This window comes from Acinetobacter sp. YH12233, assembly GCF_013417725.1.
Lineage (GTDB): Bacteria > Pseudomonadota > Gammaproteobacteria > Pseudomonadales > Moraxellaceae > Acinetobacter.
In genome coordinates, this window is record NZ_VPDK01000014.1 from 43,949 (window position 1) to 66,346 (window position 22,398).

Below are 22,398 nucleotides of genomic sequence, written 5' to 3' on the forward strand. Positions count from 1 at the left end.
CTCTTCTGAGTTCCTTTTTTTACATCTGGTGATTAATTGGCTAACAGGTTCACCAGAATCTGCTCATAAATTTCAGCCAGTGGTTCAAGGTCTGCAATATCGACATGCTCATTAATTTGATGGATTGTGGCATTCAGTACACCGAGTTCTAGGACTTGTGCACCGGTAGGCGCAATAAAACGACCATCTGAGGTGCCGCCTGAAGTTGATAATTCAGTTTCAGTACCAGTCACAGTTAAAATGGCATCTTTAGCGGCATTCACCAGCTCACCTACTGGTGTCAGGAATGGCAGGCCAGATAAAGTCCATGAAATATCATAGTCCACACCATGACGATCCAGAATTTCAAGCATACGTGCTTTTAGTTCTTCAGCAGTCACTTCAGTTGAATAACGCCAGTTGCAGAGCAGGTTCATCGTACCTGGAACAACGTTGGTTGCACCGGTACCGGCATTGATATTTGAAATCTGGAAAGACGTCGCAGGGAAGTATTCATTGCCATTATCCCAGACTGTTTCGCAGAGTTCGGCAATGGCTTTAGATGCTGTATGAATTGGATTCACTGCAAGATGCGGATAAGCTACATGACCTTGTTTGCCTTTTACAGTCAAGTTGGCATTCAATGAACCACGACGGCCATTTTTGACAATATCACCCAGTTTGTTGGTACTTGATGGTTCACCTACCAGACACCAGGTAATTTTCTCGTTACGGGCTTCCAGAGTTTCAATCACTTTTACCGTACCATTGATCGATGGACCTTCTTCATCTGAAGTGATCAGATAGGCAATTGAACCTTTATGATTCGGATATTTTTCGACAAAACGTTCAGTGGCTACAACCATCGCAGCCAAGGCGGTTTTCATGTCGGCACTACCACGGCCATATAGCTTGCCGTCACGAATTTCTGGCGCAAATGGGTCAGAGTTCCAGGCATCCAGGTTGCCGGTTGGCACAACATCGGTATGGCCAGCAAAACAGAAAACCGGGCCTTCAGTACCTTTACGCGCCCAAATATTATCAACATCTTCAAAGCGCATTGATTCAATATTGAAACCCACCTTCTTCAAACGTTCTGCCATGATATTCTGGCAGTCATGATCAATAGGGGTCACAGAAGGCTGACGTAATAATTGCAGGCTTAAATCAAGAGTCGCGGAAGATGTCATACGATGGATTCATAAGTCGATAAATTTGTCGGCTCTATGATAGGCGAATATGGCCTGTAATGTGAATGTTCTGCATAAAAAAACCCTATCTGAGATAGGGTTTGTGGAGAAGCTAGAAAGAGTTTAGTTTTGACGGATTTCTTCAGAAGTTTTTTCTGCAGTGCCTGTTACAGCTTCGCCTGCTTTAGAAACGTCTTTACCCACACCTTTGACAGTGTTACAGCCAGTTAAAACAAAAGCCATTACCAATGAAGCAGCAAGAATTTTTTTCATCATCATCTCCGTATTATCGATAATAAAATTATTATGATGTGGAACTAAGATTAGAAAATATACGACATAAAAAATATGTGGTTTTCATAGTGCTTCGGTTAATAAATGTAATGTTTTAAAAGGGTTTATGCGCAGGAAAGGGTAGTAGAAGCGGGCTGCGATACATATAAAAATCCTCTTGATCAGCCTTTTTATAAAGTCCATTTGTCCACCAATAGGGACTTGAACTGCTGATCTGCGCATTAGGATAAATCCATTCATGACGTTGTAAACGATAGAAGTTAGCCGCTGGGTCGGGAATCTGCTGACCCCATAAGCCTATGCGACGTTGGGTATTGACCCAGTCAGGTAAGGTCTGATCTGCACGATGTACTGGAAGATAAAGCTGGCCTTTTAACATGCAGAAACGCTGCTCAATCTGCTGATCCAGAGCCTCATCAAACTGAAACTGTTTCTGGGTAAAATGCTTCATTTTACGGATTAAAGTATCGGTGCGGTTTAGGCCATACCAGTTTGGCAGGCTAAAATCGGCTTCTGCGAGGTAGTATTTCAGCGCCACTTCCCAATGTTCAGTCAGACCAGCCTCTGTATTGAATAACAGAAAATCCAGTTCACCCAGTGTTTTAGCGCCGTCAATTTTCTGAATGCTATGACCTAAAAGCTTATAAGGATGATAGGCATCATCCAGCAGCCAGAACCAGACAAGCATTTCAAAGCGCAAACCCAGCCGGGTGCTTTTAAGCTGCTGCACGAATTGCTCCAGCTCTTCTGGATGCCGGTCCAGATATTTCAGACGTGGATGATAATTTTGCAGGTGATGTTGCCAAGTCTCAGAATCATGTAAGTCAAAAGCATGGACGACTTCAAGTTCGTCTGGAATTTGAGACAGAAGGTTTGGACTACCGACAGCAAATGCCAGTTGCCGCACCAAAGGATGCTGATAATATTGCCATGCTTCTACAAGATGATGATTTAGACTGGAAAAGGGCATAGCACATCCTGTGAAAAGTGCACAAATACAACGGACAGATTTTAAAAACACTTTATACTACCCCTAATTTTGTGGGTAGGACCGATTTATGAAAATATTGTTTTGGCGAAGCCTGGTCGTACTATTTGTCGTACTGGGTTTTATCGGCGCAATCTTGCCCGGCATGCCAACTACAGTATTTTTAATTCTGGCGGCTTGGGCGGCATCCAAAGGCTGGCCACAGATGGATGCATGGCTGCTGAATCATCCAAAATATGGTCCGACTTTAAGAGCCTGGCGTGCCAATGGTACTGTGCCACGCAAGGCCAAATGGCTGGCCAGTATCATGATGTTCATCAGTGGCATTATCATGTTATTTACGACAGCACCGCTGGCAGTCAAAATCTTTACTGATGTGACCATGCTGATTGTGGCGATCTGGTTATGGCGTCGACCCGAACCAGTTCAGGACATAATCCATCCAGAACACATGGCCACAAAGAAAGTAGAACTAGAAACTATCAAGACAGAGAAAGAGAAGTCATGAGCCATTTGCAGCTGGATCAGGCAGAAATCCTGATTGATCTCGCCCAACAAAAACTATATTTGCCAAAATATAATAAGCAGTACCTGATTTCTACGGGTAAGAATGGCATAGGTGAAGCAGAAAATAGTGGCAAGACGCCTCGTGGATGGCATAAAGTCGCTGAAAAGTTTGGCCAGCAGACACCTTTAAATAGTGTGTTTATTGCCCGTCAAGCGACAGGTGAAATTTATAATGCAGAACTGGCACAGCAATTCCCGCAGCGAGACTGGATTCTCAGCCGGATCTTATGGCTAAGTGGGCTTGAAGAAGGTTTTAACCAGGGCGAGGGTTGTGATACTTACCAACGTTATATCTATATTCATGGTACGCCTGATTCTGAGCCGATGGGTATTGCAATGTCACATGGCTGTATCCGCATGCGGAATACGGATGTGGCCGAGCTGTTTGAACTGGTGAATGAAGATGCACTGGTCTATATTTCAGAACAGCCTTTGAATCTGACTGTTTAAATGACTTAAATGACATAAGAAAATTTGTGGATGATTTAAAATTAATTGAAATATCTTCTATTTAAATAAGGGAAAGTAGATGAGGTCATCGATCATCTATGTACTCTACTTTTATAGACAAATAGAGTTAGAAACAGGATTTATAGCCCGCCAATAAAAGTCATCGATTTGTTTTTAGAGGGCTGCAAGCTCTTAAAATAAAGATTACAGGATCACAACGTTGCAGTGAGTTGGGCTTTGTATAATCTTTCAGCAATACTGAAGTCTGTTGCATGTTCTGGTCTCAATTTTCATGAGTAAAACCGTAAAAATCCGGCTTTTAGTTTCACAGAGTATCTTTAAAAAATCGGTATAGACTTAAAAAATAAACAAAAAGTGTTGTTTTTTTTAACAATCAACCTATTTTTTAATCACTCACACCGAAAAAGCAGAAAACAGTCAGAAAAGCGTTTGACAGTCTGTGAAGATTCTCTATAATGCACCTCATCAAGCGATGAAGTCGATTTGAAAGGGCGCTTAGCTCAGTTGGTAGAGCGTCTGCCTTACAAGCAGAATGTCGGCGGTTCGATCCCGTCAGCGCCCACCAAGCTTCTTTCAAAGTTGAGACACTTATAGTGCAGCGGTAGTTCAGTTGGTTAGAATACCGGCCTGTCACGCCGGGGGTCGCGGGTTCGAGTCCCGTCCGCTGCGCCACTTTAAGTTCTTGATAAATCGTTTGCCACAATAGCGACATTGTGTAAGTGCAGCGGTAGTTCAGTTGGTTAGAATACCGGCCTGTCACGCCGGGGGTCGCGGGTTCGAGTCCCGTCCGCTGCGCCATTTACATGATAGACCTTTTGAGGGCGCTTAGCTCAGTTGGTAGAGCGTCTGCCTTACAAGCAGAATGTCGGCGGTTCGATCCCGTCAGCGCCCACCAGATTTTTTGTGATGCAGCGGTAGTTCAGTTGGTTAGAATACCGGCCTGTCACGCCGGGGGTCGCGGGTTCGAGTCCCGTCCGCTGCGCCATCCTAAGAATCAAACAGTTTGACCCTTTAAGGGCGCTTAGCTCAGTTGGTAGAGCGTCTGCCTTACAAGCAGAATGTCGGCGGTTCGATCCCGTCAGCGCCCACCATATCTTCTAAAGATATACGCGATGCAGCGGTAGTTCAGTTGGTTAGAATACCGGCCTGTCACGCCGGGGGTCGCGGGTTCGAGTCCCGTCCGCTGCGCCATTTTTCATTCCCTGATGTGGAAAATGTGTTTCAAAATTCAAGACTACGCGCTTCGCTTGTCTTGCATCATAAAATAGCACTGCTATTTTATTCTTCAGGGCGCTTAGCTCAGTTGGTAGAGCGTCTGCCTTACAAGCAGAATGTCGGCGGTTCGATCCCGTCAGCGCCCACCATATCTTTCTTGCCTAAATCCTGAATATTTCATAGAATTCGAAGTCTATAATAATTTGAAGATTTCAGACTATGAGAAATCCATATCAGCGCAAGGCAGCGATCAAATCGCAAAATACCGCCTACGATCCGCTACAAGTTTATAAAAATTTTATTGAAGCTATTGTTGCCCAAGGTGGCATTTTTGCACTTTACCAAGAGGGCTGGGCTTTATGTGCCACGCCGACAGGACAGCGTGCTTTCGCGACCTGGCAAAGCAAAGGTCTGGCCAGACTACTCATTAAAGATAACTGGGCCAATTACCAGATTCAGGAAATTACCCTCAAAGATTTTGTTGAAAAGGTCATTCCTTTCTTACGTCAGGAAAGCACTATTGTGTCATTGGATCTGACACCGGAAGGGCAGAATATTCTGGTCGCGCCTGAAAAACTTTTGCTGGATCTTAAAAATTACCTGTATCAGGTCTATGTACAGAAACCTGAACTATTCAAAAATCCAGCGATTCCTTCGCCAAGGCATATCCGTTTAAATTAATTTAATGCTTAAGTCACTTATTCAGATAGTGAATATTCATTGAGCAACCAGCCACTCAAAAAGGCAAAATATTCTCTTAACCAGGAGTTATAGCGCAGATAAAGAGGAGTGCTGGCACTCAAACTAATCACTTGCGGATAACCTTGGTGTCTGGCAATGGCGCGTGCACGGGGACTATGAAAATCACTGGTTGCAATCGCAATCGGATCATTTTGACTTATATTTTGTTGTTCCAATATTACTTGAGAATACATCAGGTTTTGAGCAGTACTTCTGCTTCGATCTTCAAGTTGAATGGGGTTGATGAGTTCTGGATAGGTAGTGTTAATATAGTGCTGCATGACTTCAGCTTCACTTTGCCTTTCCCGATAATTACGCCCACCTGTCATAATCACTAAAGTATCTGGATAGTGTGCTGCATATTTTGCCGCGGTATCCAGACGGCTTTTTAAGATGGGTGAGGGCTGTCCATTCGTAATCCCGCTGCCTAAAACCAGAATAGCGGCAGGAGGTTGTGTAGATTCATTTGTACGAATAGACATCTGGATATAAGCAAAGAAGATTACGACACTGATCATCCATAGTAGAAATCCGGCCCAGAGGCTATTCCAGAACCAGATTCTAAATCTGGAATGCTGTTTCCAGCGTTGAATGCCTGAAAAGAGCAGAGCATACAGGATCAGTGCTACGCTAATGAAAATTGGCAAAAGAACACCGAAATGTCTTTGTCCCTGACTTATTAACCAGAGGCTGTTTATGCCAAGGATCAAACCAAAGATCAGGCTGAGACTTCGTTTAAGTTGGCTGGATATTTGGATACTCATATTTTTATTAATCTTTTTATCTTTTCTTCTATCTTATTAATAAAAAACCGGGCATGAAGCCCGGTCTTTTATAGATCAGCTGATCTTAATATACATCACGACGATAACGACCATCCAGACGTAATTGATCCACTGTGCTTTCACCGAGAATTTCAATCAGAGCCTGATCGACATCGCTGGCCATGCCATTAATGCTACCACACACATAAATCACGGCGCCTTGAGCGACCCAGAGTTTCAATTCTTCAGCTTGCTCACGCAATTTATGATGCACATAAACTTTTTCCTGCTGGTCACGAGAGAAAGCAAGGTCCAGTCGTTTTAATGTACCCATTTGCAGCCAGGCCTGAATGGTTTCTTCAAAGAAGAAATCATGGGCACGCTGACGTTCACCAAAGATGAGCCAGTTCTGAGTATAGTCCTGACGGTTACGCGCACTCAGCAAGCTCATCAAACCTGCGATCCCCGTACCATTACCAATACAGATAATCGGACGGTTATCTGCAATCAGATGGAAAGATTGATTCTTGCGAATACGCAGGGCAATCGGTGAATTTAGGGCAGTATGCTGTGTTAACCAGCCTGAGCCCAGACCTAACTGGCCTTGTGCATCAGATTGCTGACGCACGACCAGACGTAGCACTTGCTGACTTGGAATACTGGCGATTGAATATTCACGTGTAGCAAGAGTTGGTAATTGCTGTAACAGCTCATCTACTGAATCAAAAGGATCAACCTGAGTCAAATCACGATTCCAAAGTGCCTGTTCGATACTTTGCTTCAGAGAAGGCACTTGTGTACCCGCGGCAATACGGTATTTCTCTATAAATGCACGGATACGTTCAGGGCTGTTTCCTGGCTGGATTTCGGCAATATCACCTGCCTGCCAGACGGCTTCATGCTGTGGAACCAGTTCAATATTGAACGCAGGCGCACCAAGACTGTCTGGATTCAGCAATTCACGTTTGCTCAAAGTCCATTGATCGAAGGTTTTATCGATACCCATATCCTGCAATTCAAACTGGGTCACATGGGCAAGGGCATTGGTCCATTGCTGGATATGCTCATTATTGGCATTATCCACTTCAATGGTCTTGAAGAGCTGCTTGGCACCACTCTGTTGTAACCACTGGTCGATCCGATGACCAAAGCTGCAATAGGTATCAGGATATTCCTGGGAGCCTAGAGCCAAAACTGCATAATTGAGATGATTAAGATCCGCTTTGGCAGACAAAATTTTCTTTTCAAAAGAGGAGGCTAGGTCAGGTGCTTCACCTGTGCCATAAGTACTGGCTACAAATAGAACCTGTTCTGCCTGTTGCAGATCTTCAAGGCTTAGTTGCTGTACTGCTTTAACGCTGACAGGTTGACGTGCTTCCTGTAAGGCAGTAGCTGTGCGCCATGCCAGTTGTTCAGAGACACCCGTTTGTGAAGCATACGCAATCAGCCAAGGCTTGGCATTTGGATCCAGAGGCAGGGCAGTTGCCCCTTGGCGTGCAGCCAGAGTAAGTTTTTTCTGCTTACGACGTTTCAGATAGAGCATCCAGCCGGTCACGAAGAACAATGGCATTAATAATGCAGCAATCATGACCAGGAACTGGTAAATAGGACCAAAAAAGCTGCCACGGTGCACAGGTAACATACTGCTCATGATTTTTTCATTGAGCTTTTTATCTTCATAGAGCTGGACTTCGGTAAATTCAGCACTGCGATAATTATAAGTCGCATTGTTGCGGGCACGTTCATGTTGTGCCACAGGGTCAACAAAACTCAACTGCATTTCACCATCCGGTTTTTTCGGCAGGTTAAATGTCACAGTCGAATATTTACCTGCGAATTGAGTTCTGAAGCCAGTCCAGCTCTGATCCAGCGCACGTAAAATACTTTCTGGACTCATGCCAGCTTCTTCAAGGCTTTCACCACGTTGTCCGCGTTCACCACGAGGTCCACGTTCGCCATCTGGACGACCTTCGGCACGCATTTCACCTTCACCGCGAGGTCCACGTTCACCACCTTGGCGACCTTCACCTCGCATTTCACCATCGCCACGTTGTCCGCGTTCACCACGTGGCCCACCTTCGCCGCGACCGCCATTGGCCTGCATTTCTGGTTGTGGACGTTCTACGCCCAGAACTTTATACATACCATCACGCCACCAGCCATAAGACCAGGTAAGACCGGTACAAGCCAGAATCAGGTAGAAAATTACCACCCAGGTACCCACCACTGCATGCAGATCCCAGATAAAGTTACGGCCTTTCAGTTGCGGCTTCACTGCCAGCCATTGCTTGATCGAATGACGTTTTGGCCAGCGTAAATACAGGCCAGACAAGACGAAAAAGATCAGCATCAGGGTACAGGCACCGGTAATCTGCTTACCGACGGGTCCTACAGTCAAATTACGATGTAGTTGCTGTACAAACTGGAAGAATTCACGGCCTTTAATTTCAGGTAAGACTTCAGCCGTATAGGGGTTGACCATCATGTTATAACCACGACGTGCTCCCTCTTTTACAATATTGACCGTACTGGATGCACTTGGATCCTGTGCCACGGTAATACTGTTAATTTTCATTTCAGGGTTTTGGGTCTGGAAATGTTGATACAGTTGGGCAGGGCTAAGCTTGTCTCGCTCTTGAACCTGTACAGTATAACTGTCGCTATTCATCCATTTTAAGATTTGCGGCTCATAAGAATAAATAGCACCCGTGACTCCCATAATTGAGAGAATCAAACCTGCAGTAATCCCCAGAAACCAGTGGATTTGGAAAAATGTCTTTTTAAACATGATGGTCAGATTTATGGTGGTATGTGTAAAAGTAGGCAAATTATAACTGAAGAATTAGAACAAATTATAGATTATGATGATAATATTTATTCTCATTATCATTTGTGTCGATGAGTTGGATAAAAGGTAGACGTAAAAAAACCTCCATGTCGAAACAGGAGGTCTTTCAAAACCGGGATATATCTTAGATTTCTTTTGGTGCGCCCACTTCTTCTTGCAGATGCTTGCGAATGGTCGCGAAAGAGAAGTTTTTACTGTCTAAACGTTTAGGCAGGATATAAGCACCTTGCTGACCTTTGACTTTAAAATTGATCAGCATGAATTCCGGCGTGTTATACCATTCATAGATGTCTTTCCAGCCAATAGCACCTACACCTTCCTGCATGCCCATTTTTTGGCGCATCACGATACCATGCGGTTGCACGCCCAGACGGATGCCTTTAATTTCCTGTACCGGAAATTCATTCATCTTGCGTTTAACATACCATTCCAGACCGAAAGTACGGATCAGGTAATACAATACTACACAGACAATCGCCACCCAGCAGATGACAGTCGAGTAGTTCTTGATCAGGATAATTCCCAAAATAGATAAGGCAACAATAGCACCCATGATCAGCCAGGCTTTCATGCCAATTTTATTGGTACTACGCCAGATCATCAGCTGAGCATGACGCTGCTCAGCTTCTGAAATTTCATAGTTCACAGGCTGTAAGGTATAAGCGTATAAATTTTTCGCGGTCATAATGAAATTAACAGATTTAAAACTGTAAAAAGTTTAGCATTAATTGTGCTGATTCAGTGAGTATATTGTTCCAAAATCGGCCAAATTATAATGAAGCCAATTCAGTGGCCTGTTCATCACGTTCGTGACTTAAACTTTGCTTTAACTGACTCAATTGCTTCAAGATACTAAACATTAAAGACAGTTGCTGCAAAATGATCAATGGTTTCTGGTCTTCTTCCTGCTGTTGTGACAGACGCTGACGGATATTCTGGATCATATTCTGGGTGCTTAGGTCAGGGACTTCATCATAGAGCAGGGCACCACGAATATTTTCTAGGGCTTGATCCAGCAAGTCCAGCACATCCTGATCCTGAATTTTTTCACGATGCGCACCCAGCGCGGCAATATAACTGATAAAAGTATGATTCAGGCACAGGAACTCGAAAGCCTGTGATTTTTGCACAGGATCAAAATCAGGTTCGGTGGCCAAAGTCGAGATCAGGGAAGCCACTTCAGCATCCGTATTATGGGCTGCACGACGTACTACGCGATAGGTCAGACCATTATTCCGTCCAGATTTATACTGTTCAATCACTTCACTCAAGTAGTCACATTCTGCCTGCAGGCTACGGCTAATGCTGCGCGGCAAGCGACGGAATTTCCAATCCGGGAAGATAAAGCTCACGCCAAACCAGGCAATCGCACAGCCAATCAGGGTATCAATCATACGGGGGATAGCTGCGGCAAAGCCCATACCGTCCAAGTTAAAGTTGATCAGGGCCAGAATGGTAATGAAGGCAGTGGCCTGTGCATACTGTTTACTACGTAATTCAAAGAACAGAATTCCACTCAAAATTAACAGTAATAATTGCCCTTCAACGGAAGGAATGAAGTACAAAATGGCATATCCCAAAAGAATACCTGCCAATGTTCCTACGATGCGTAAACGTAAGCGGCGTTTGGTGGCATTGAAGTTAGGTTGGCTGACAAAAAGCGCAGTTAGTAGAATCCAGTAGCCATATTGAATATCGGTCAGCTGGACAATGATATAACTGATCAGCAGCACAATCGACAGGCGAATAGCATGACGGAACAACACGGATTCAGGCGTCAAATGCTGCTTGACCCGAATCTTGATATCTTCCCAGCCTTTCAGGTCGTCATCTTTGAGCTGGTTTTCAATATGTTTAGCACGATCAAATTTGATATTACGTTCAGTTTCCAGGTTGCGTAACTGCGCATCAATGGATTTCAGATTCTGGAATAAAGCAAATAGGGCATTGATCCAGACCTGATCATACTGCTGTTCTGTACGCAATTTTTCCAGGGACAATCTCAGGTTTTCAAAGGCATGTTTGAAGCGTTTATTATGTTTATAGGTTTTGCGCTGCTGAATGCTTTCACTCAGGTCTTTACAGGCTTTGCCCTGAATCGACAGGATGCGCTGAAAACGGAACAAAACGTCGCTGTGTTCAAAAATCTTGGCCAGTTTCTGATAATCAATATGCGCAGAATCGGCACGCTCGTGAATATCTTGCGCTACAAAATAGTATTGCAGGCTACGACGAGTATCTTTCTGACCCCGGTCACCTTTCAGGCGGGTCAGAAGGACAGTCTTCATTTCATTAAAAATTGAAATCAGTTTGCCATTTTCCAGTGACAGCTCGATCATGCTTTGCTGATAACTTTTTGCCGTCATATCGACATCGAACAGATTCGATTTGGCATACAGGAAATCACCCAATGAGGCATAGCATTTGGCCAGATTATCCTGTGCACGTCGCGCAGGAAACAGTAGAAAGCTCAGGGTCGACAAAAAGCCATACCAGACCGCACCAATCAGCAGCAAGCTTGCCTGCTGATACCATCCATCAAAAAGTTCAACCCCCAGCATGGAATAGACAGAAATCACCAGACAGCCATAGGAAATCGTGGCATAACGCCGGCCGAGAGAGCCAAGCAGAATCAGGACAATACAAGAAACAATGAGGGCAGAAGCAAACAGCAGCGGATAAGGAAATAACAGATAGACTGCCACTGCGGTAATGAAGAAGCCTAAATAGGTATAGAACAGATTCAGGATACGTACGGAAAAGCGGTCATCAATATCGCTTAAACCTGCGGCCACCACTCCAAGGGTGAGTGGAATAGTCATTAACTGCTGTCCCATGAAATAGGGAACAAAGGCAGTGCCTGCAAAAGCGATCAGCATACGCAGGTTATACATCAGGGTCGTGTTATAAGTCGCGTGCTTAAGACGATTGAGCCAAGATTTCAACGGTGATCCTTTCTCTTGCAGTCTTTGCTGCAAAGCTGAATATACATATGAGAAAAAGTATATTTATAACTTTTAATTTCCATGTAAATCATACTATGCGCTATGTTAATTTGTCTGCCTACTGCGCATTAAAATCTTTAATTACATGAACTCCAATACGACAGCACCACGACCTTATGCCATGTCCTGGATTATTTTGCTGGCTTCACTGACTGCACTTGGTCCTTTATCCATTGATATGTATCTCTCTGCCTTGCCAGAAATGGCAGCGGATTTTGGTGTCAGTACCCAGATGGTCTCCAATAGTCTGCCAGCTTATTTCCTTGGACTGGCGGTTGGGCAGTTGCTATATGGCCCGATCAGTGACCGGATTGGACGTAAGCCACCGCTTTATTTTGGATTGAGTCTGTATATTCTGGCCAGCCTGTTATGTATGTTTGCACAGAATGAATGGAGCCTGATTGCAGCACGGGTATTACAAGCCTTAGGAGGATGTGTAGGAGTCGTGGTTGCCCGAGCAACCATTCGTGATCGGCTGGATATGCAGGCGGCTGCCCAGGCCTTTGCCAGCATGATGATTGTAACGACCATTGCACCGATTATTGCGCCAAGTCTCGGCGCATGGGTACTGATGTTCTTTGAGTGGAATATTATTTTCTTGGTGCTGATGGGCTGTGGTTTGTTTAGTCTGGTCTGTGTGCATTTTTTCTTTCAGGAAACCTTGCCCCCGGAACGCCGTCTTAAACTGAATTTGCAACAGGTATTGAGTTTATACCGAACCATTTTTCAGGATGAAAGTTTCAGACGACCGATGCTGGTGGGCTGTTTTTCTGGGGCGGTGATGTTCTGCTATATCAGCGCTTCTTCAGCCATTCTGATGGATCATTATCATCTCACTGAACAGCAGTTTGCTTATGCTTTCGGGGGGAATGCCGTTGGAATCATGCTGTTCTCGACCCTGAATAAGCATCTGGCTCAATATCTTTCAGTATTAAGTCGTTTAAAACTAGGTGCTTCTTTACAGGGAATCGGTGTCCTGGCTTTACTGGTTTTAGGCTATCTGAATATTGAATCTGTTGTCCTAGTTATGGCGGCCTTATTTGTCGTTGTGGCCTCGATTGGTTTTGTGGGACCGAATGCGATGGCGCTGGCCATGGCAGAGCAGGGCGCGCGTGCGGGAACCGCCAGTGCGATCATGGGCAGTATGCAATTTGCCTGCGGTTTGTTGGGTGGGGTTTTGCTGAACTTTATGCTGTGGGATGCTTTATTCAATATGGCCTTGGTAATGGCGATCTTTGTAGTTATAGCCTTTAGATCTGTATTGAAATTAGAACTGCCTAGAGTTAAACAGAAATAAGGAGCTGCAAGAACTCTATATCTCTGTCAGACAATCCAAGCAGCTCAAAGTTGATGCTTGGATCATGGCTTATCAAATCTTATTCATCTACAAAAACGGCAAATTCCTCTACCGGGACACGTGGGGTGATAAAGGTATTTACGATATGGTCTGGATCTGCATAGCCTAGTGACATGCCACAGACCAGCTCTTCATCTTCACCTGCTCCCAGTACATCTAGCACAATGCTATGAAAATGATTCCAGGCAGCCTGCGGACAGGTATCCAGACCACGTGCCTTGGCAGCCAGCATCACGTTTTGAATCATCATGGAAATATCCATTTTTGAACCTACGCCCAAATCTTTATGTAAGGTGAAGAATAGCCCCACTGGTGCATCAAACAGTTCAAAATTACGCAGGTTCTGGCGCGCCATTTTTTCTTTTTCGCCTTTCTGGATATTCAGCAAACCATATAAGCCCCAGCCATTTTCACGGCGTCGGTCGATATAAGGAGAGAACCATTGTTCGGGATAATAGGCAAAGGTTTCTTTATATTGCTCGGCCAGTGCCGGATTCTGGTAAAGCTCCATTTGCGCCTGACAGACACGCTGCACCAGCTCATCACGCTTTTTCCCTGTCAGCACATATACTTTCCATGGCTGGGTATTGGTCCCTGAAGGGGCGCGGCTGGCCACAGTCAAAATGTCTTTGAGCATGCCGGTACTGACCGGCGTATCCAGAAAAGCACGAACCGAATGCCGGGAAGTAATGGTTTGATCTACAGCATGAACGAGGTTTTGATCCATTCTAATTTCCAATCTCATATCCTTAATGATGGTGAACTGACTATAAACCAAACAAACTCTGTCGGGCAGGGGGAATTTTAGTTTCACAGTGAATTATGATGATTAATAAAAATCACATGAATGAGAATGCACTTAAGAGATATAGAAGTTATATAAATAGCCTAAGAAATTTATTGAATGCTTAAACAAAACTCCTTCTAAAAATGCAACCGATATTTTAGATGCTGATATCTTGAGCAATTAACATCGATGGCTGGAACTAAAAGGAAAGTTAAGAACAAAATAGAATGATTAAAATTCAATCTTAAAAATAAAATTAAATATCCGTTTTTACGTTCAATTAATATTTTATTTCGATTAAAATTTGGGGGTAGTAAACTATAAAAAATAAGAAGTTATAATTATTTTTTATATATTCACTAACTATAGTTAATAAAAAACAATAAAACTTTATACAAAGAAACAGCATAATGTGCGACTTTTCAGTTGAATACATGCATTTTGAAGAAATAATGAAGATTGCATGGTCAAGCTCTATTTGAAATATCTTATTGCAAATGACTTGATGAACTCAGTTAGGTTAAAAGCACTCATGCAGCAATTCATGCTGGTTGAGAAGTAAAAAATATAGGCTGGATGTTATCGCTATGAGTTGCACGCTTAGATGAATTTATGCATCTGGCGTAGCTTATGCAATCAGCAAAAGGCTGTTTTTCGCTTTTATAAATCTCTCACTGAATATGATCATCACGATGATATTCATAAGTTTGAAACAGATGCGGAATGCTTTGTTGATTCTAAAGGCGATGGATGAATGAAGTAGATGACAATTACATGGGGTAATGTAAGGTTTTCTTCTGTGGAAATGAATCGCAACACGACTTTTAGAATGACAAAAATTCAGAACCATCTTGGACAAAAAAATTATGGATTTTACTTTTAACGCATTTTATACCCTGATCGCTGCAGTAATTGTGCTATTACTGGGCCGGTTTCTGGTAGATAAAATCGATTTTCTAAAACGTTACAACATTCCTGAACCTGTCGCAGGTGGTTTGGTTGCAGCGGTTATCTCTCTGCTGGTTCATTCGTTCTGGGGCTACAGCATTACCACGAGCGCGGAACTGCAAACCAGTTTTATGCTGATTTTCTTTGCTTCGATCGGTCTGAGTGCGAACTTCGCTAAATTACGCGAAGGCGGGATCGGACTGGTGATCTTCCTGGTTGCCATCTCAACATTTATTGCCCTACAAAATGCAGTGGGTATGGGCTTGGCAAGTTTACTGGGTATTGATCCTCTGATCGGTCTGATTGCCGGTTCGATTACCTTGACTGGTGGACACGGTACTGCTGGCGCCTGGGGTGAAATTATGGAAGTTGAGCATGGTATTCAGGGGGCTTTGGCGCTCGGTATGGCAAGTGCGACCTTCGGTCTGATTATTGGGGGAATTATCGGTGGGCCTTTGGCGAAACTGTTGATTAACCGTCATAATCTTGCTGTGGCACGTACCGATCAGCAGATCGAAAAACGTGACAACACGCCAATGGACAGCACGACAGATGAATATGTGCAATTTGAATATCCACATCGTGTCCGTCTGATCACTGCCGATAATGCCATTACCACACTTGGTCTGTTTGCAGGCTGTCTAGCATTTGCGGAGCTGATGACTGGCTTCAGTAAAGATACAGTATTTGAACTGCCAACATTTGTATGGGCACTGGCAGGCGGCGTGATTCTGCGTAACGTGCTGGAAGGTATCCTGAAAATCCAGATCTTCGACCGTGCGATTGATGTGTTTGGTAATGCTTCATTGTCGCTTTATCTGGCCATGGCGTTGCTGTCATTAAAACTATGGCAACTGGCGGATCTTGCAGGACCATTGATGGTGATTCTCGGTGCACAGACCTTGACCATGGCTTTATATGCAGCATTTGTCACTTTCCGGGTAATGGGCAAAAACTATGATGCCGCAGTACTGGCTGCAGGTCACTGTGGTTTCGGGATGGGTGCAACCCCAACGGCAGTCGCCAATATGCAGGCGATTACCAATATGTATGGTGCATCGCATAAAGCTTTCCTGATCGTTCCATTATGTGGTGCTTTCTTCGTTGACTTGATTAATGCCACGATCATCCAGATGATCTTGAAATTTTTCGTCTAATTTTAGGCTTGATAATGAGTCATAAGCTCATAAGGATATGACATGAATGATCAGCTAAATGAAACCTTACTGGGCTGGGTTGATGCCTTAAATGGTCCACTCTGGGACTTTTTAGTGGTGTTCCTGGTCGCTGTTGGTATTTGCTATACGATCATGACCGGTGCAGTACAGATCCGTTTATTCTGGCACAGTATCAAAGTCATGAAACGCAGCCGTAGCAAGGTCGATGATGACCATGGTATTACGCCGTTTCAGGCCTTTGTTACAGGCCTGGCCAGCCGGGTCGGTGTGGGTAATGTTGCAGGCGTCGCCATTGCGATTGCTGTCGGTGGTCCAGGTGCTGTGTTCTGGATGTGGTTTACTGCATTTCTGGGAATGAGTTCTGCTTTTGTAGAATCCTCATTAGCACAGTTATTTAAAGTTCGTGATAACAAGAACCAGCAATTCCGCGGTGGACCTGCCTATTACATCACTCAGGGTCTTAAACAGAAATGGCTGGGAATTGTCTTTGCAATTGCGCTGATTACGACTTACGGCTTTGTGTTCAATGCCGTGCAGGCCAATGCGATTACTGGTGCAACCTCACATGCCTGGGGCTGGAATGAAGCCAATCTGATGTTGCCATTAGGTGGTTTCGATCTGGAAGTTTCCTGGATTGGTCTGGTCTTGGTCTTGATTACGGCCATGATTATTTTTGGCGGGATCAAACGGATTGCAAAAGTTGCTGAAGGGGTGGTCCCTTTCATGGCAGTTCTTTATCTGGGTGTAGCTTTATATATCGCCGTCATCAATTACGATATGTTGCCGTCTATTTTTCAGCTGATCTTTAGCAAAGCATTTGAGTTTGAAGCAGCTGCAGGCGGTTTCTTCGGTGCCATGATCTCGATGGCCATGATGATGGGGATTAAGCGCGGTTTATTTTCGAATGAAGCGGGGATGGGTTCAGCACCGAATGCGGCGGCTGCCTCTGACGTGAAACATCCGGTGAATCAGGGTCTGGTTCAAATGCTTGGCGTATTTGTAGATACCTTCGTTGTGTGTTCATGTACCGCTATCGTGATTCTGGTTTCTGGCCTATATGAAAATGCCGGTTTTGAAGGCGTGACCTTGACCCAGATGGCGCTTGAAAGCCAGATTGGTGCTTGGGGCGATGACTTCCTGGCCTTGATTCTGTTCCTGTTTGCCTATTCTTCTATCATTGGTAACTATGCCTATGCAGAAGGAAATATTCAGTTCATCAATAATAACAGCAAGGTCATGTTTATTTTCCGGTTGCTGGTATTGTTTATGGTGTATTTCGGCTCGATTGCTAGTGTGCCGTTGATCTGGAATATGGCGGACCTGTTCATGGGTGTCATGGCCAGTATTAACCTGATTGCGATTGTGCTGCTGATGCCATTTATTTTGATGCTGCTCAAGGACTATACCGGTCAGCTGAAACGTGGCATCGAGCAACCAGAGTTTAAGCTCGATGATCATCCGAAATTTAAAGATAAAGTTAAATCAGATATCTGGTAAGACTTGAGCAAAAGCCCCGACTGGTTCGGGGCTTTTTTATGGGTTTAAATGGTTAGAATGACACAAAATTAAGATAGCTTTGATATAGGATAAATCCGGCAATCAGGCTGAACCAGACTGGTAATTTCGAGCGTAACAGTAGAATCATCACGATGACAAAAACCAGATCAGACCAGAAACGAAAATATGCCTGAGAGAGATCAATCAGCAAATATAAAAGTAGTCCGACCACTGCCGCATTAATCCCGCTTACCGCCTGAAAAATAATACGTTGCTGCATTAACCATGACCAATAAGGCAAAGTAGCAAAAATCAGAAAAAACGAAGGCAGGAAAATGGCACAGGTTGCTAACAGTGCATTAATCCAGGATGAACCTGTCCAAGGCAACAGAGCACCGACATAGCTGGAAAAACTAAATAATGGACCCGGCATCAATTGGGCAAATGCATAACCTAGATCGAAAGATTGGGGCGAAAGTAAATTGGTCGCCACAAAGTCCTGATGCAGCAAAGGCAGAATGACATGCCCGCCACCAAAGACCAATGAGCCAGTTTGATAGAAATCAGCAAAAAATGCGAGTTCAGGCCAAGAACCAGATTTGACTAGTATAGGAATCAGAAAAAATGGTAATAAAAATGCGATGAACCAGTAAGGTGCATGACGTGGCCGAATATAGCTTGAGTGAATGGTAGATGAATTTGAAGCAGGCTTATTTTCCTGAGGAGAATTGGAAAATTTTGCCATTATGAGGCCAAAAACTGCCCCTAAAATAATGACCAGTAGCTGGTTCAAACTGATACTAATGAAGCTCAGAATCAGGACGGAAATGAAGACCAGTACATATTGCCAGATGCTCTTGCAGAAGCTATTGAGCATTTGCCAGAATGCCCAGACGATTACAGAAAAAACGATCAATTGAATGCTATGAAAGCTGTTTGAGTTTAGAATATGGAAATAGTACTGACCAAGTACGGCGATCAAGCTCATCAAAAGCGCTGAAGGTAAGGTAAACCCAAGCCAGGCCATGAATGCTCCAGCATAACCCCTTTGCAGATAGCCAATTGAAAGGCCTACCTGGCTGCTGCTTGGGCCGGGCAAAAGCTGCGCTAATGCAACCAGCTGACCATATTGTGTCGCATTTAACCACTGTAACTGGTCGACAAATTTACGGTGAAAAAACACCAGATGCGCTGCCGGTCCACCGAATGCCATACAGCCCAGTTGCAGGAAAGTGAGAAAGATCCGGTACAGTGAAGGTGTATTCATACAGTGGCTGAAAATTGAAAGACATTAGTGCAACTGTATGACAGTTTTACGAAATTCTACAGATTATTTAAGCATGTGTTTATACACTATGCTGCTTTAACAAAATGAGGACGTGCTCTGCATGCAGAAATATGTACTGAGTATATTGGCGATGACAATGGTAGGTTTGAGCGGCTGCCAAACGACATCCGGTTTTAATCCATCTAACTCTAGTCATATCAAATCTGCCAGTTCAGTAGCAGAAGCCCAGGCACGTCCAAACCAGATCAATTTCCGCAAGATCAAGCAAACAGAAAACCGTCCGGTGATTGCACTCGTTCTTGGCAGTGGCGGTGCGCGTGGCTATGCGCATATCGGTGCAATTGAAGTATTGGAGCAGGCAGGCATACAACCTGACTTTATTGTGGGAACCAGTGCTGGCAGTATCGTAGGTTCCATTTATGCCAGTGGTAAACCAGCGATTGAACTGCGTAATATTGCATTAAGCATGAAAGCCACTGATGTTCGCGACATCAAGCTAGACCGCAAAGGCTTTTTTGATGGCAAAAAAGTTGAAAATTATGTGAATTTACAGGTTGATCAGACGCCTCTGCAAGCCATGAAAATCCCGATGTTTGTGGTAGCCACAGCCTTGAAAGAGGGCAAGCGCGTAGTTTTTAATTATGGTAATACCGGTCAGGCAGTGCGTGCATCCGTTTCTATTCCAAGCATGTTTATTCCGACTGTTATCCAGAAAAAGGAATATGTGGATGGAGGGCTGGTCAGTCCGGTGCCGGTCAAAGTGGCTCGTGAGTTGGGCGCTGATATTGTGATTGCTGTCGATATTCTGGCACAGCCGATCCATACCGAAACCACCAATGTCTGGGGCCTATTCAACCAGAACATCAATATCATGCAGCAACGTCTAGCTTCTGAGGAACTGCAATACGCCGATGTAGTGATTCAACCAGACTTACGCGAAAAAGGTCATATCTTTGACGTGCGTGGCAGGGAGTTGACCATGGATGCTGGGATTGAGGCGGCTAAACTCAAGCTACCAGAAATTGCTCAGGTCTATCAGAAGCATAATTATAGTCAAGGTCATCAGATTCCATTGCTCTTGGCTCAGCAACAATAGTTTGTTCTAAGATTTTGAATAAAGTATTTATTTTTCAAATAGATGTATAAAGATATTCACCACTTTCCTCATATAGGTGAAAAGCGGCTCATTTTTGCTCATCGTTTTTAGAGATGAGCTGATGTTTTCTACCTATTGAAAGTCACTTAAAGCCCAAGTTTTAATGGGAAATAAATCTTTGAATTATAAAAATATAGTGATTTTATGAAAATATTTTAAGGCTATTTTTTGATTTTAACAAAATTATTCACAGACTTAAGTTAAACAACTGTTCAAAAGCTTAGAAGATCATGACAGAATAAAAATCGACAGATTAATAAATGTAAAAGCCATATGAATCACATCGAAATTGGCCAGCAAGTCACATTAGCTCAGTTTGAAAATACGATTTTTACTGTAACTAAAGTTCATCCCGATGGTTCTTTTACCGTTGAAACTATATTGCATGGCCAGCAGACTTTAAGTTATGAGAATGTGGCGCGAGAAATGTTGAGGCAGGTGCCTGCTTAATTCGAGGTTATTTTTTGTTAATACATGCAGTTTTCTTAAACCGAGTTCTGCATGCTTAATAGAAAATTTCTTCATTGCAGTGCATTGATTCAAGAAAATACTTTAGGGTCTGTTGAGAATTACCGAGAGTTAATTAAACTCGCGCACAATTGAATCATGGCTTCAAAACTCGTATCTGTTTTACAACTACGCATCGCTATACGTTTAAATTCTTTTAACTTACAGAAATAGTTTTCAATGAGATGACGCCATTTATACATAATCGTATCAAAGGCTCTCATTACTTTTCGATTAGATTTGGGTGGGATCACCACTTTCACTTTACGTTCATTGAGTTCTTGGATGAGCCAATCTGCATCAAATGCTTTATCCGCTAGTAATGCTTGAAAATCAACATCTTCAATTAAAGGTTTGGTTTCTACTAAATCGTGATATTGACCAGGCATTAATCGAAACTTAATGAGGTTGCCTAGACTATCCACTAAGGCAAGAATTTTACAGGTCATTCCACCTCGAGATTTACCTATAGACTGTTTGAAAGTCCCCCTTTTGCACCTTGCCCATGTCGATGAACTTTAACAATCGTTCCATCAATCATGGCGTATTCCAAATCAACATCTTCATTTACAGATGCAAAAATAGTTTCAAATACACCAGCTTTCACCCAATCACGGTATCTTTTAAAGACGGTATTCCATTTACCAAAATGAGCAGGTAGATCACGCCATGGACTGCCTGTACGGGCAATCCATAGGACTGCTTCTAAAAATAATCGATTATCTTTTCCACTACGACCTCGATCGGTCACTTTACCTAGGCAAAAAGGTTCCATTTTTGCCCATTGGGCATCAGTAAGTATGTATCTATCCATAGTACTATTATAAATTAATCAGTAGCCTTTGTTAATTCTCAACAAGCCCTAGTGGATAAATTCCTGTTTATTTTATAGTTACTGAAAATAACTTTCTGATGATTTCTATGGATCCTCAGAGGAATATCTTTTTTTTTGTATGGAGAAAAATTTCATATCAAGAATTATGATGTTTTATTTGCCGAATTGAACATTTTATTTAGGCCAAAAACGCTATAATAATGGTCTATATCATTGTCATTCAAAGAGTTCAGAGAAAACGATGGCCCCTTTAGATCAAATTGCAACAGCATCGGATGACCAGTCAGAGTTAACGATGTCGGTCCTTATGACGCCAGATATGGCGAACTTTTCAGGAAATGTACATGGTGGAACAATTCTGAAATTATTGGACCAGGTTGCTTATGCTTGTGCGAGTCGCTATTCGGGTAGTTATGTCGTAACCCTGTCTGTGGACAAAGTAAATTTCAAAGAACCGATTCATGTGGGTGAGCTGGTGACTTTCCTGGCAAGTGTGAACCATGTAGGTCGTACTTCAATGGAAATTGGCATTCGTGTAGAAGCGCAAAATATTCAGAAACGTACTGTACGCCATACCAATAGTTGCTACTTCACGATGGTCGCTGTTGATGAAAATGGTAAGCCTAAACAGATTCCACCGCTGAATCTGGACAATGACTGGAAACGTTGCCGTTTTGAAGCAGCTGAACAACGTAAAGTTGCCCGTCTGCAGGAAAATCATCATCCTTCATGCAGTATCTATAAAAAATCAGCGCATAGCTAAGAACTAAACTTAATTTGCTT

At 43.5% G+C, this 22,398-nt stretch carries 19 protein-coding genes and 8 tRNA genes; 17 read left to right on the forward strand and 10 right to left on the reverse strand.

The window, feature by feature from the left end; translation table 11 throughout:
* Nucleotides 1–32: 32 nt before the first annotated feature.
* The 3 genes from dapE to FTV12_RS08165 form a co-directional block, all read right to left on the reverse strand.
* Nucleotides 33–1,169: a succinyl-diaminopimelate desuccinylase gene (dapE, locus tag FTV12_RS08155; RefSeq protein WP_004784977.1), complete on the reverse strand. Its 1,137-nt coding sequence runs from the start codon at nucleotides 1,167–1,169 to the stop codon at nucleotides 33–35.
* Between the two features lie 123 nt (nucleotides 1,170–1,292).
* Complete coding sequence (locus tag FTV12_RS08160) at nucleotides 1,293–1,442, reverse strand: entericidin A/B family lipoprotein (RefSeq protein WP_004784975.1); 150 nt, start codon at nucleotides 1,440–1,442, stop codon at nucleotides 1,293–1,295.
* Between the two features lie 115 nt (nucleotides 1,443–1,557).
* Nucleotides 1,558–2,433, reverse strand: coding sequence for a DUF1853 family protein (locus tag FTV12_RS08165; protein WP_004784973.1), 876 nt, complete (start codon nucleotides 2,431–2,433; stop codon nucleotides 1,558–1,560).
* An 88-nt stretch (nucleotides 2,434–2,521) separates the two neighbouring features.
* On the opposite strand from FTV12_RS08165, the gene FTV12_RS08170 reads away from it, so the two are divergent.
* The 11 genes from FTV12_RS08170 (at nucleotide 2,522) to FTV12_RS08220 (ending at nucleotide 5,385) form a co-directional block, all read left to right on the forward strand.
* Nucleotides 2,522–2,959 (forward strand): YbaN family protein, encoded by a 438-nt coding sequence (locus FTV12_RS08170; RefSeq protein ID WP_125278257.1) that lies wholly within the window; start codon nucleotides 2,522–2,524, stop codon nucleotides 2,957–2,959.
* Nucleotides 2,956–3,468: a cell wall-recycling L,D-carboxypeptidase ElsL gene (gene elsL, locus FTV12_RS08175; protein WP_159123377.1), complete on the forward strand. Its 513-nt coding sequence runs from the start codon at nucleotides 2,956–2,958 to the stop codon at nucleotides 3,466–3,468. Before FTV12_RS08170 ends, elsL begins: the two co-directional genes overlap by 4 nt.
* 510 nt (nucleotides 3,469–3,978) lie before the next feature.
* A tRNA-Val gene (locus tag FTV12_RS08180) sits at nucleotides 3,979–4,054 on the forward strand.
* A gap of 30 nt (nucleotides 4,055–4,084) precedes the next feature.
* Nucleotides 4,085–4,161 (forward strand) — tRNA-Asp (locus tag FTV12_RS08185).
* A gap of 49 nt (nucleotides 4,162–4,210) precedes the next feature.
* A tRNA-Asp gene (locus FTV12_RS08190) sits at nucleotides 4,211–4,287 on the forward strand.
* Between the two features lie 21 nt (nucleotides 4,288–4,308).
* Nucleotides 4,309–4,384 (forward strand) — tRNA-Val (locus tag FTV12_RS08195).
* Nucleotides 4,385–4,397: 13 nt separating this feature from the next.
* A tRNA-Asp gene (locus tag FTV12_RS08200) sits at nucleotides 4,398–4,474 on the forward strand.
* 30 nt (nucleotides 4,475–4,504) lie between these two features.
* Nucleotides 4,505–4,580: transfer RNA gene (locus tag FTV12_RS08205), tRNA-Val, on the forward strand.
* A 23-nt stretch (nucleotides 4,581–4,603) separates the two neighbouring features.
* Nucleotides 4,604–4,680, forward strand: a tRNA-Asp gene (locus FTV12_RS08210).
* Nucleotides 4,681–4,777: 97 nt separating this feature from the next.
* Nucleotides 4,778–4,853, forward strand: a tRNA-Val gene (locus FTV12_RS08215).
* A 70-nt stretch (nucleotides 4,854–4,923) separates the two neighbouring features.
* Nucleotides 4,924–5,385 carry a DUF2750 domain-containing protein gene (locus FTV12_RS08220; RefSeq protein ID WP_004784968.1) on the forward strand — a complete coding sequence of 154 codons (462 nt, stop codon included), beginning with the start codon at nucleotides 4,924–4,926 and terminating at the stop codon, nucleotides 5,383–5,385.
* Nucleotides 5,386–5,402: 17 nt separating this feature from the next.
* Here FTV12_RS08220 and FTV12_RS08225 read toward each other — a convergent pair whose 3' ends face one another.
* The 4 genes from FTV12_RS08225 to yccS form a co-directional block, all read right to left on the reverse strand.
* A complete protein-coding gene (locus FTV12_RS08225; RefSeq protein WP_180012021.1) occupies nucleotides 5,403–6,197 on the reverse strand; it encodes a YdcF family protein in 795 nt (264 codons plus the stop codon).
* A 97-nt stretch (nucleotides 6,198–6,294) separates the two neighbouring features.
* Nucleotides 6,295–8,997: a sulfite reductase flavoprotein subunit alpha gene (locus FTV12_RS08230; RefSeq protein WP_180011982.1), complete on the reverse strand. Its 2,703-nt coding sequence runs from the start codon at nucleotides 8,995–8,997 to the stop codon at nucleotides 6,295–6,297.
* A gap of 184 nt (nucleotides 8,998–9,181) precedes the next feature.
* On the reverse strand, nucleotides 9,182–9,742 hold the full coding sequence (locus tag FTV12_RS08235) for a YcxB family protein (RefSeq protein WP_004784963.1): 561 nt from the start codon (nucleotides 9,740–9,742) through the stop codon (nucleotides 9,182–9,184).
* 85 nt (nucleotides 9,743–9,827) lie between these two features.
* Nucleotides 9,828–12,002: a YccS family putative transporter gene (gene yccS / locus FTV12_RS08240; protein WP_180011980.1), complete on the reverse strand. Its 2,175-nt coding sequence runs from the start codon at nucleotides 12,000–12,002 to the stop codon at nucleotides 9,828–9,830.
* Nucleotides 12,003–12,147: 145 nt separating this feature from the next.
* Between yccS and FTV12_RS08245 the strand changes: the two genes are divergently transcribed.
* Nucleotides 12,148–13,359 carry a multidrug effflux MFS transporter gene (locus FTV12_RS08245; protein ID WP_159123380.1) on the forward strand — a complete coding sequence of 404 codons (1,212 nt, stop codon included), beginning with the start codon at nucleotides 12,148–12,150 and terminating at the stop codon, nucleotides 13,357–13,359.
* 79 nt (nucleotides 13,360–13,438) lie between these two features.
* On the opposite strand, the gene FTV12_RS08250 is transcribed toward FTV12_RS08245, so the two are convergent.
* A complete protein-coding gene (locus tag FTV12_RS08250) occupies nucleotides 13,439–14,146 on the reverse strand; it encodes a nitroreductase (RefSeq protein ID WP_180014575.1) in 708 nt (235 codons plus the stop codon).
* Nucleotides 14,147–15,072: 926 nt separating this feature from the next.
* Here FTV12_RS08250 and gltS point away from each other — a divergent pair.
* Nucleotides 15,073–16,311 (forward strand): sodium/glutamate symporter, encoded by a 1,239-nt coding sequence (gltS, locus tag FTV12_RS08255; protein ID WP_004784955.1) that lies wholly within the window; start codon nucleotides 15,073–15,075, stop codon nucleotides 16,309–16,311.
* Between the two features lie 42 nt (nucleotides 16,312–16,353).
* Nucleotides 16,354–17,829, forward strand: a complete 1,476-nt coding sequence (locus tag FTV12_RS08260; protein WP_180011976.1) for a sodium:alanine symporter family protein — start codon at nucleotides 16,354–16,356, stop codon at nucleotides 17,827–17,829.
* A 52-nt stretch (nucleotides 17,830–17,881) separates the two neighbouring features.
* Here FTV12_RS08260 and chrA read toward each other — a convergent pair whose 3' ends face one another.
* Nucleotides 17,882–19,096 carry a chromate efflux transporter gene (chrA, locus tag FTV12_RS08265; RefSeq protein WP_180011974.1) on the reverse strand — a complete coding sequence of 405 codons (1,215 nt, stop codon included), beginning with the start codon at nucleotides 19,094–19,096 and terminating at the stop codon, nucleotides 17,882–17,884.
* Nucleotides 19,097–19,217: 121 nt separating this feature from the next.
* Between chrA and FTV12_RS08270 the strand changes: the two genes are divergently transcribed.
* Both FTV12_RS08270 and FTV12_RS08275 read left to right on the forward strand, forming a co-directional pair.
* Nucleotides 19,218–20,213 carry a patatin-like phospholipase family protein gene (locus tag FTV12_RS08270; RefSeq protein WP_159123384.1) on the forward strand — a complete coding sequence of 332 codons (996 nt, stop codon included), beginning with the start codon at nucleotides 19,218–19,220 and terminating at the stop codon, nucleotides 20,211–20,213.
* A 333-nt stretch (nucleotides 20,214–20,546) separates the two neighbouring features.
* Complete coding sequence (locus FTV12_RS08275) at nucleotides 20,547–20,723, forward strand: hypothetical protein (RefSeq protein WP_162835329.1); 177 nt, start codon at nucleotides 20,547–20,549, stop codon at nucleotides 20,721–20,723.
* Nucleotides 20,724–20,842: 119 nt separating this feature from the next.
* Here FTV12_RS08275 and FTV12_RS08280 read toward each other — a convergent pair.
* Nucleotides 20,843–21,594 (reverse strand): IS5 family transposase gene (locus tag FTV12_RS08280; RefSeq protein WP_103270875.1). Its coding sequence is split into 2 segments (ribosomal slippage): nucleotides 20,843–21,258 and nucleotides 21,258–21,594, totalling 753 coding nucleotides; the frame shifts between segments, so codons are not numbered across the junction.
* A 262-nt stretch (nucleotides 21,595–21,856) separates the two neighbouring features.
* Here FTV12_RS08280 and FTV12_RS08285 point away from each other — a divergent pair.
* Complete coding sequence (locus FTV12_RS08285; RefSeq protein WP_004784949.1) at nucleotides 21,857–22,378, forward strand: acyl-CoA thioesterase; 522 nt, start codon at nucleotides 21,857–21,859, stop codon at nucleotides 22,376–22,378.
* Nucleotides 22,379–22,398: the final 20 nt, after the last annotated feature.

What these genes read in the sequence shown, in the direction of transcription:
- FTV12_RS08245 (WP_159123380.1), top strand. Translation starts at nt 12,148, where the DNA reads ATGAACTCCAATACGACAGCACCACGACCTTATGCCATGTCCTGGATT.
- chrA (WP_180011974.1), bottom strand. Translation starts at nt 19,096, where the DNA reads ATGAATACACCTTCACTGTACCGGATCTTTCTCACTTTCCTGCAACTG.
- gltS (WP_004784955.1), top strand. Translation starts at nt 15,073, where the DNA reads ATGGATTTTACTTTTAACGCATTTTATACCCTGATCGCTGCAGTAATT.
- elsL (WP_159123377.1), top strand. Translation starts at nt 2,956, where the DNA reads ATGAGCCATTTGCAGCTGGATCAGGCAGAAATCCTGATTGATCTCGCC.
- FTV12_RS08275 (WP_162835329.1), top strand. Translation starts at nt 20,547, where the DNA reads ATGAATCACATCGAAATTGGCCAGCAAGTCACATTAGCTCAGTTTGAA.
- FTV12_RS08220 (WP_004784968.1), top strand. Translation starts at nt 4,924, where the DNA reads ATGAGAAATCCATATCAGCGCAAGGCAGCGATCAAATCGCAAAATACC.
- FTV12_RS08285 (WP_004784949.1), top strand. Translation starts at nt 21,857, where the DNA reads ATGGCCCCTTTAGATCAAATTGCAACAGCATCGGATGACCAGTCAGAG.
- FTV12_RS08270 (WP_159123384.1), top strand. Translation starts at nt 19,218, where the DNA reads ATGCAGAAATATGTACTGAGTATATTGGCGATGACAATGGTAGGTTTG.
- dapE (WP_004784977.1), bottom strand. Translation starts at nt 1,169, where the DNA reads ATGACATCTTCCGCGACTCTTGATTTAAGCCTGCAATTATTACGTCAG.
- FTV12_RS08160 (WP_004784975.1), bottom strand. Translation starts at nt 1,442, where the DNA reads ATGAAAAAAATTCTTGCTGCTTCATTGGTAATGGCTTTTGTTTTAACT.
- FTV12_RS08165 (WP_004784973.1), bottom strand. Translation starts at nt 2,433, where the DNA reads ATGCCCTTTTCCAGTCTAAATCATCATCTTGTAGAAGCATGGCAATAT.
- FTV12_RS08235 (WP_004784963.1), bottom strand. Translation starts at nt 9,742, where the DNA reads ATGACCGCGAAAAATTTATACGCTTATACCTTACAGCCTGTGAACTAT.
- FTV12_RS08170 (WP_125278257.1), top strand. Translation starts at nt 2,522, where the DNA reads ATGAAAATATTGTTTTGGCGAAGCCTGGTCGTACTATTTGTCGTACTG.
- FTV12_RS08230 (WP_180011982.1), bottom strand. Translation starts at nt 8,997, where the DNA reads ATGTTTAAAAAGACATTTTTCCAAATCCACTGGTTTCTGGGGATTACT.
- FTV12_RS08260 (WP_180011976.1), top strand. Translation starts at nt 16,354, where the DNA reads ATGAATGATCAGCTAAATGAAACCTTACTGGGCTGGGTTGATGCCTTA.
- FTV12_RS08250 (WP_180014575.1), bottom strand. Translation starts at nt 14,146, where the DNA reads ATGGATCAAAACCTCGTTCATGCTGTAGATCAAACCATTACTTCCCGG.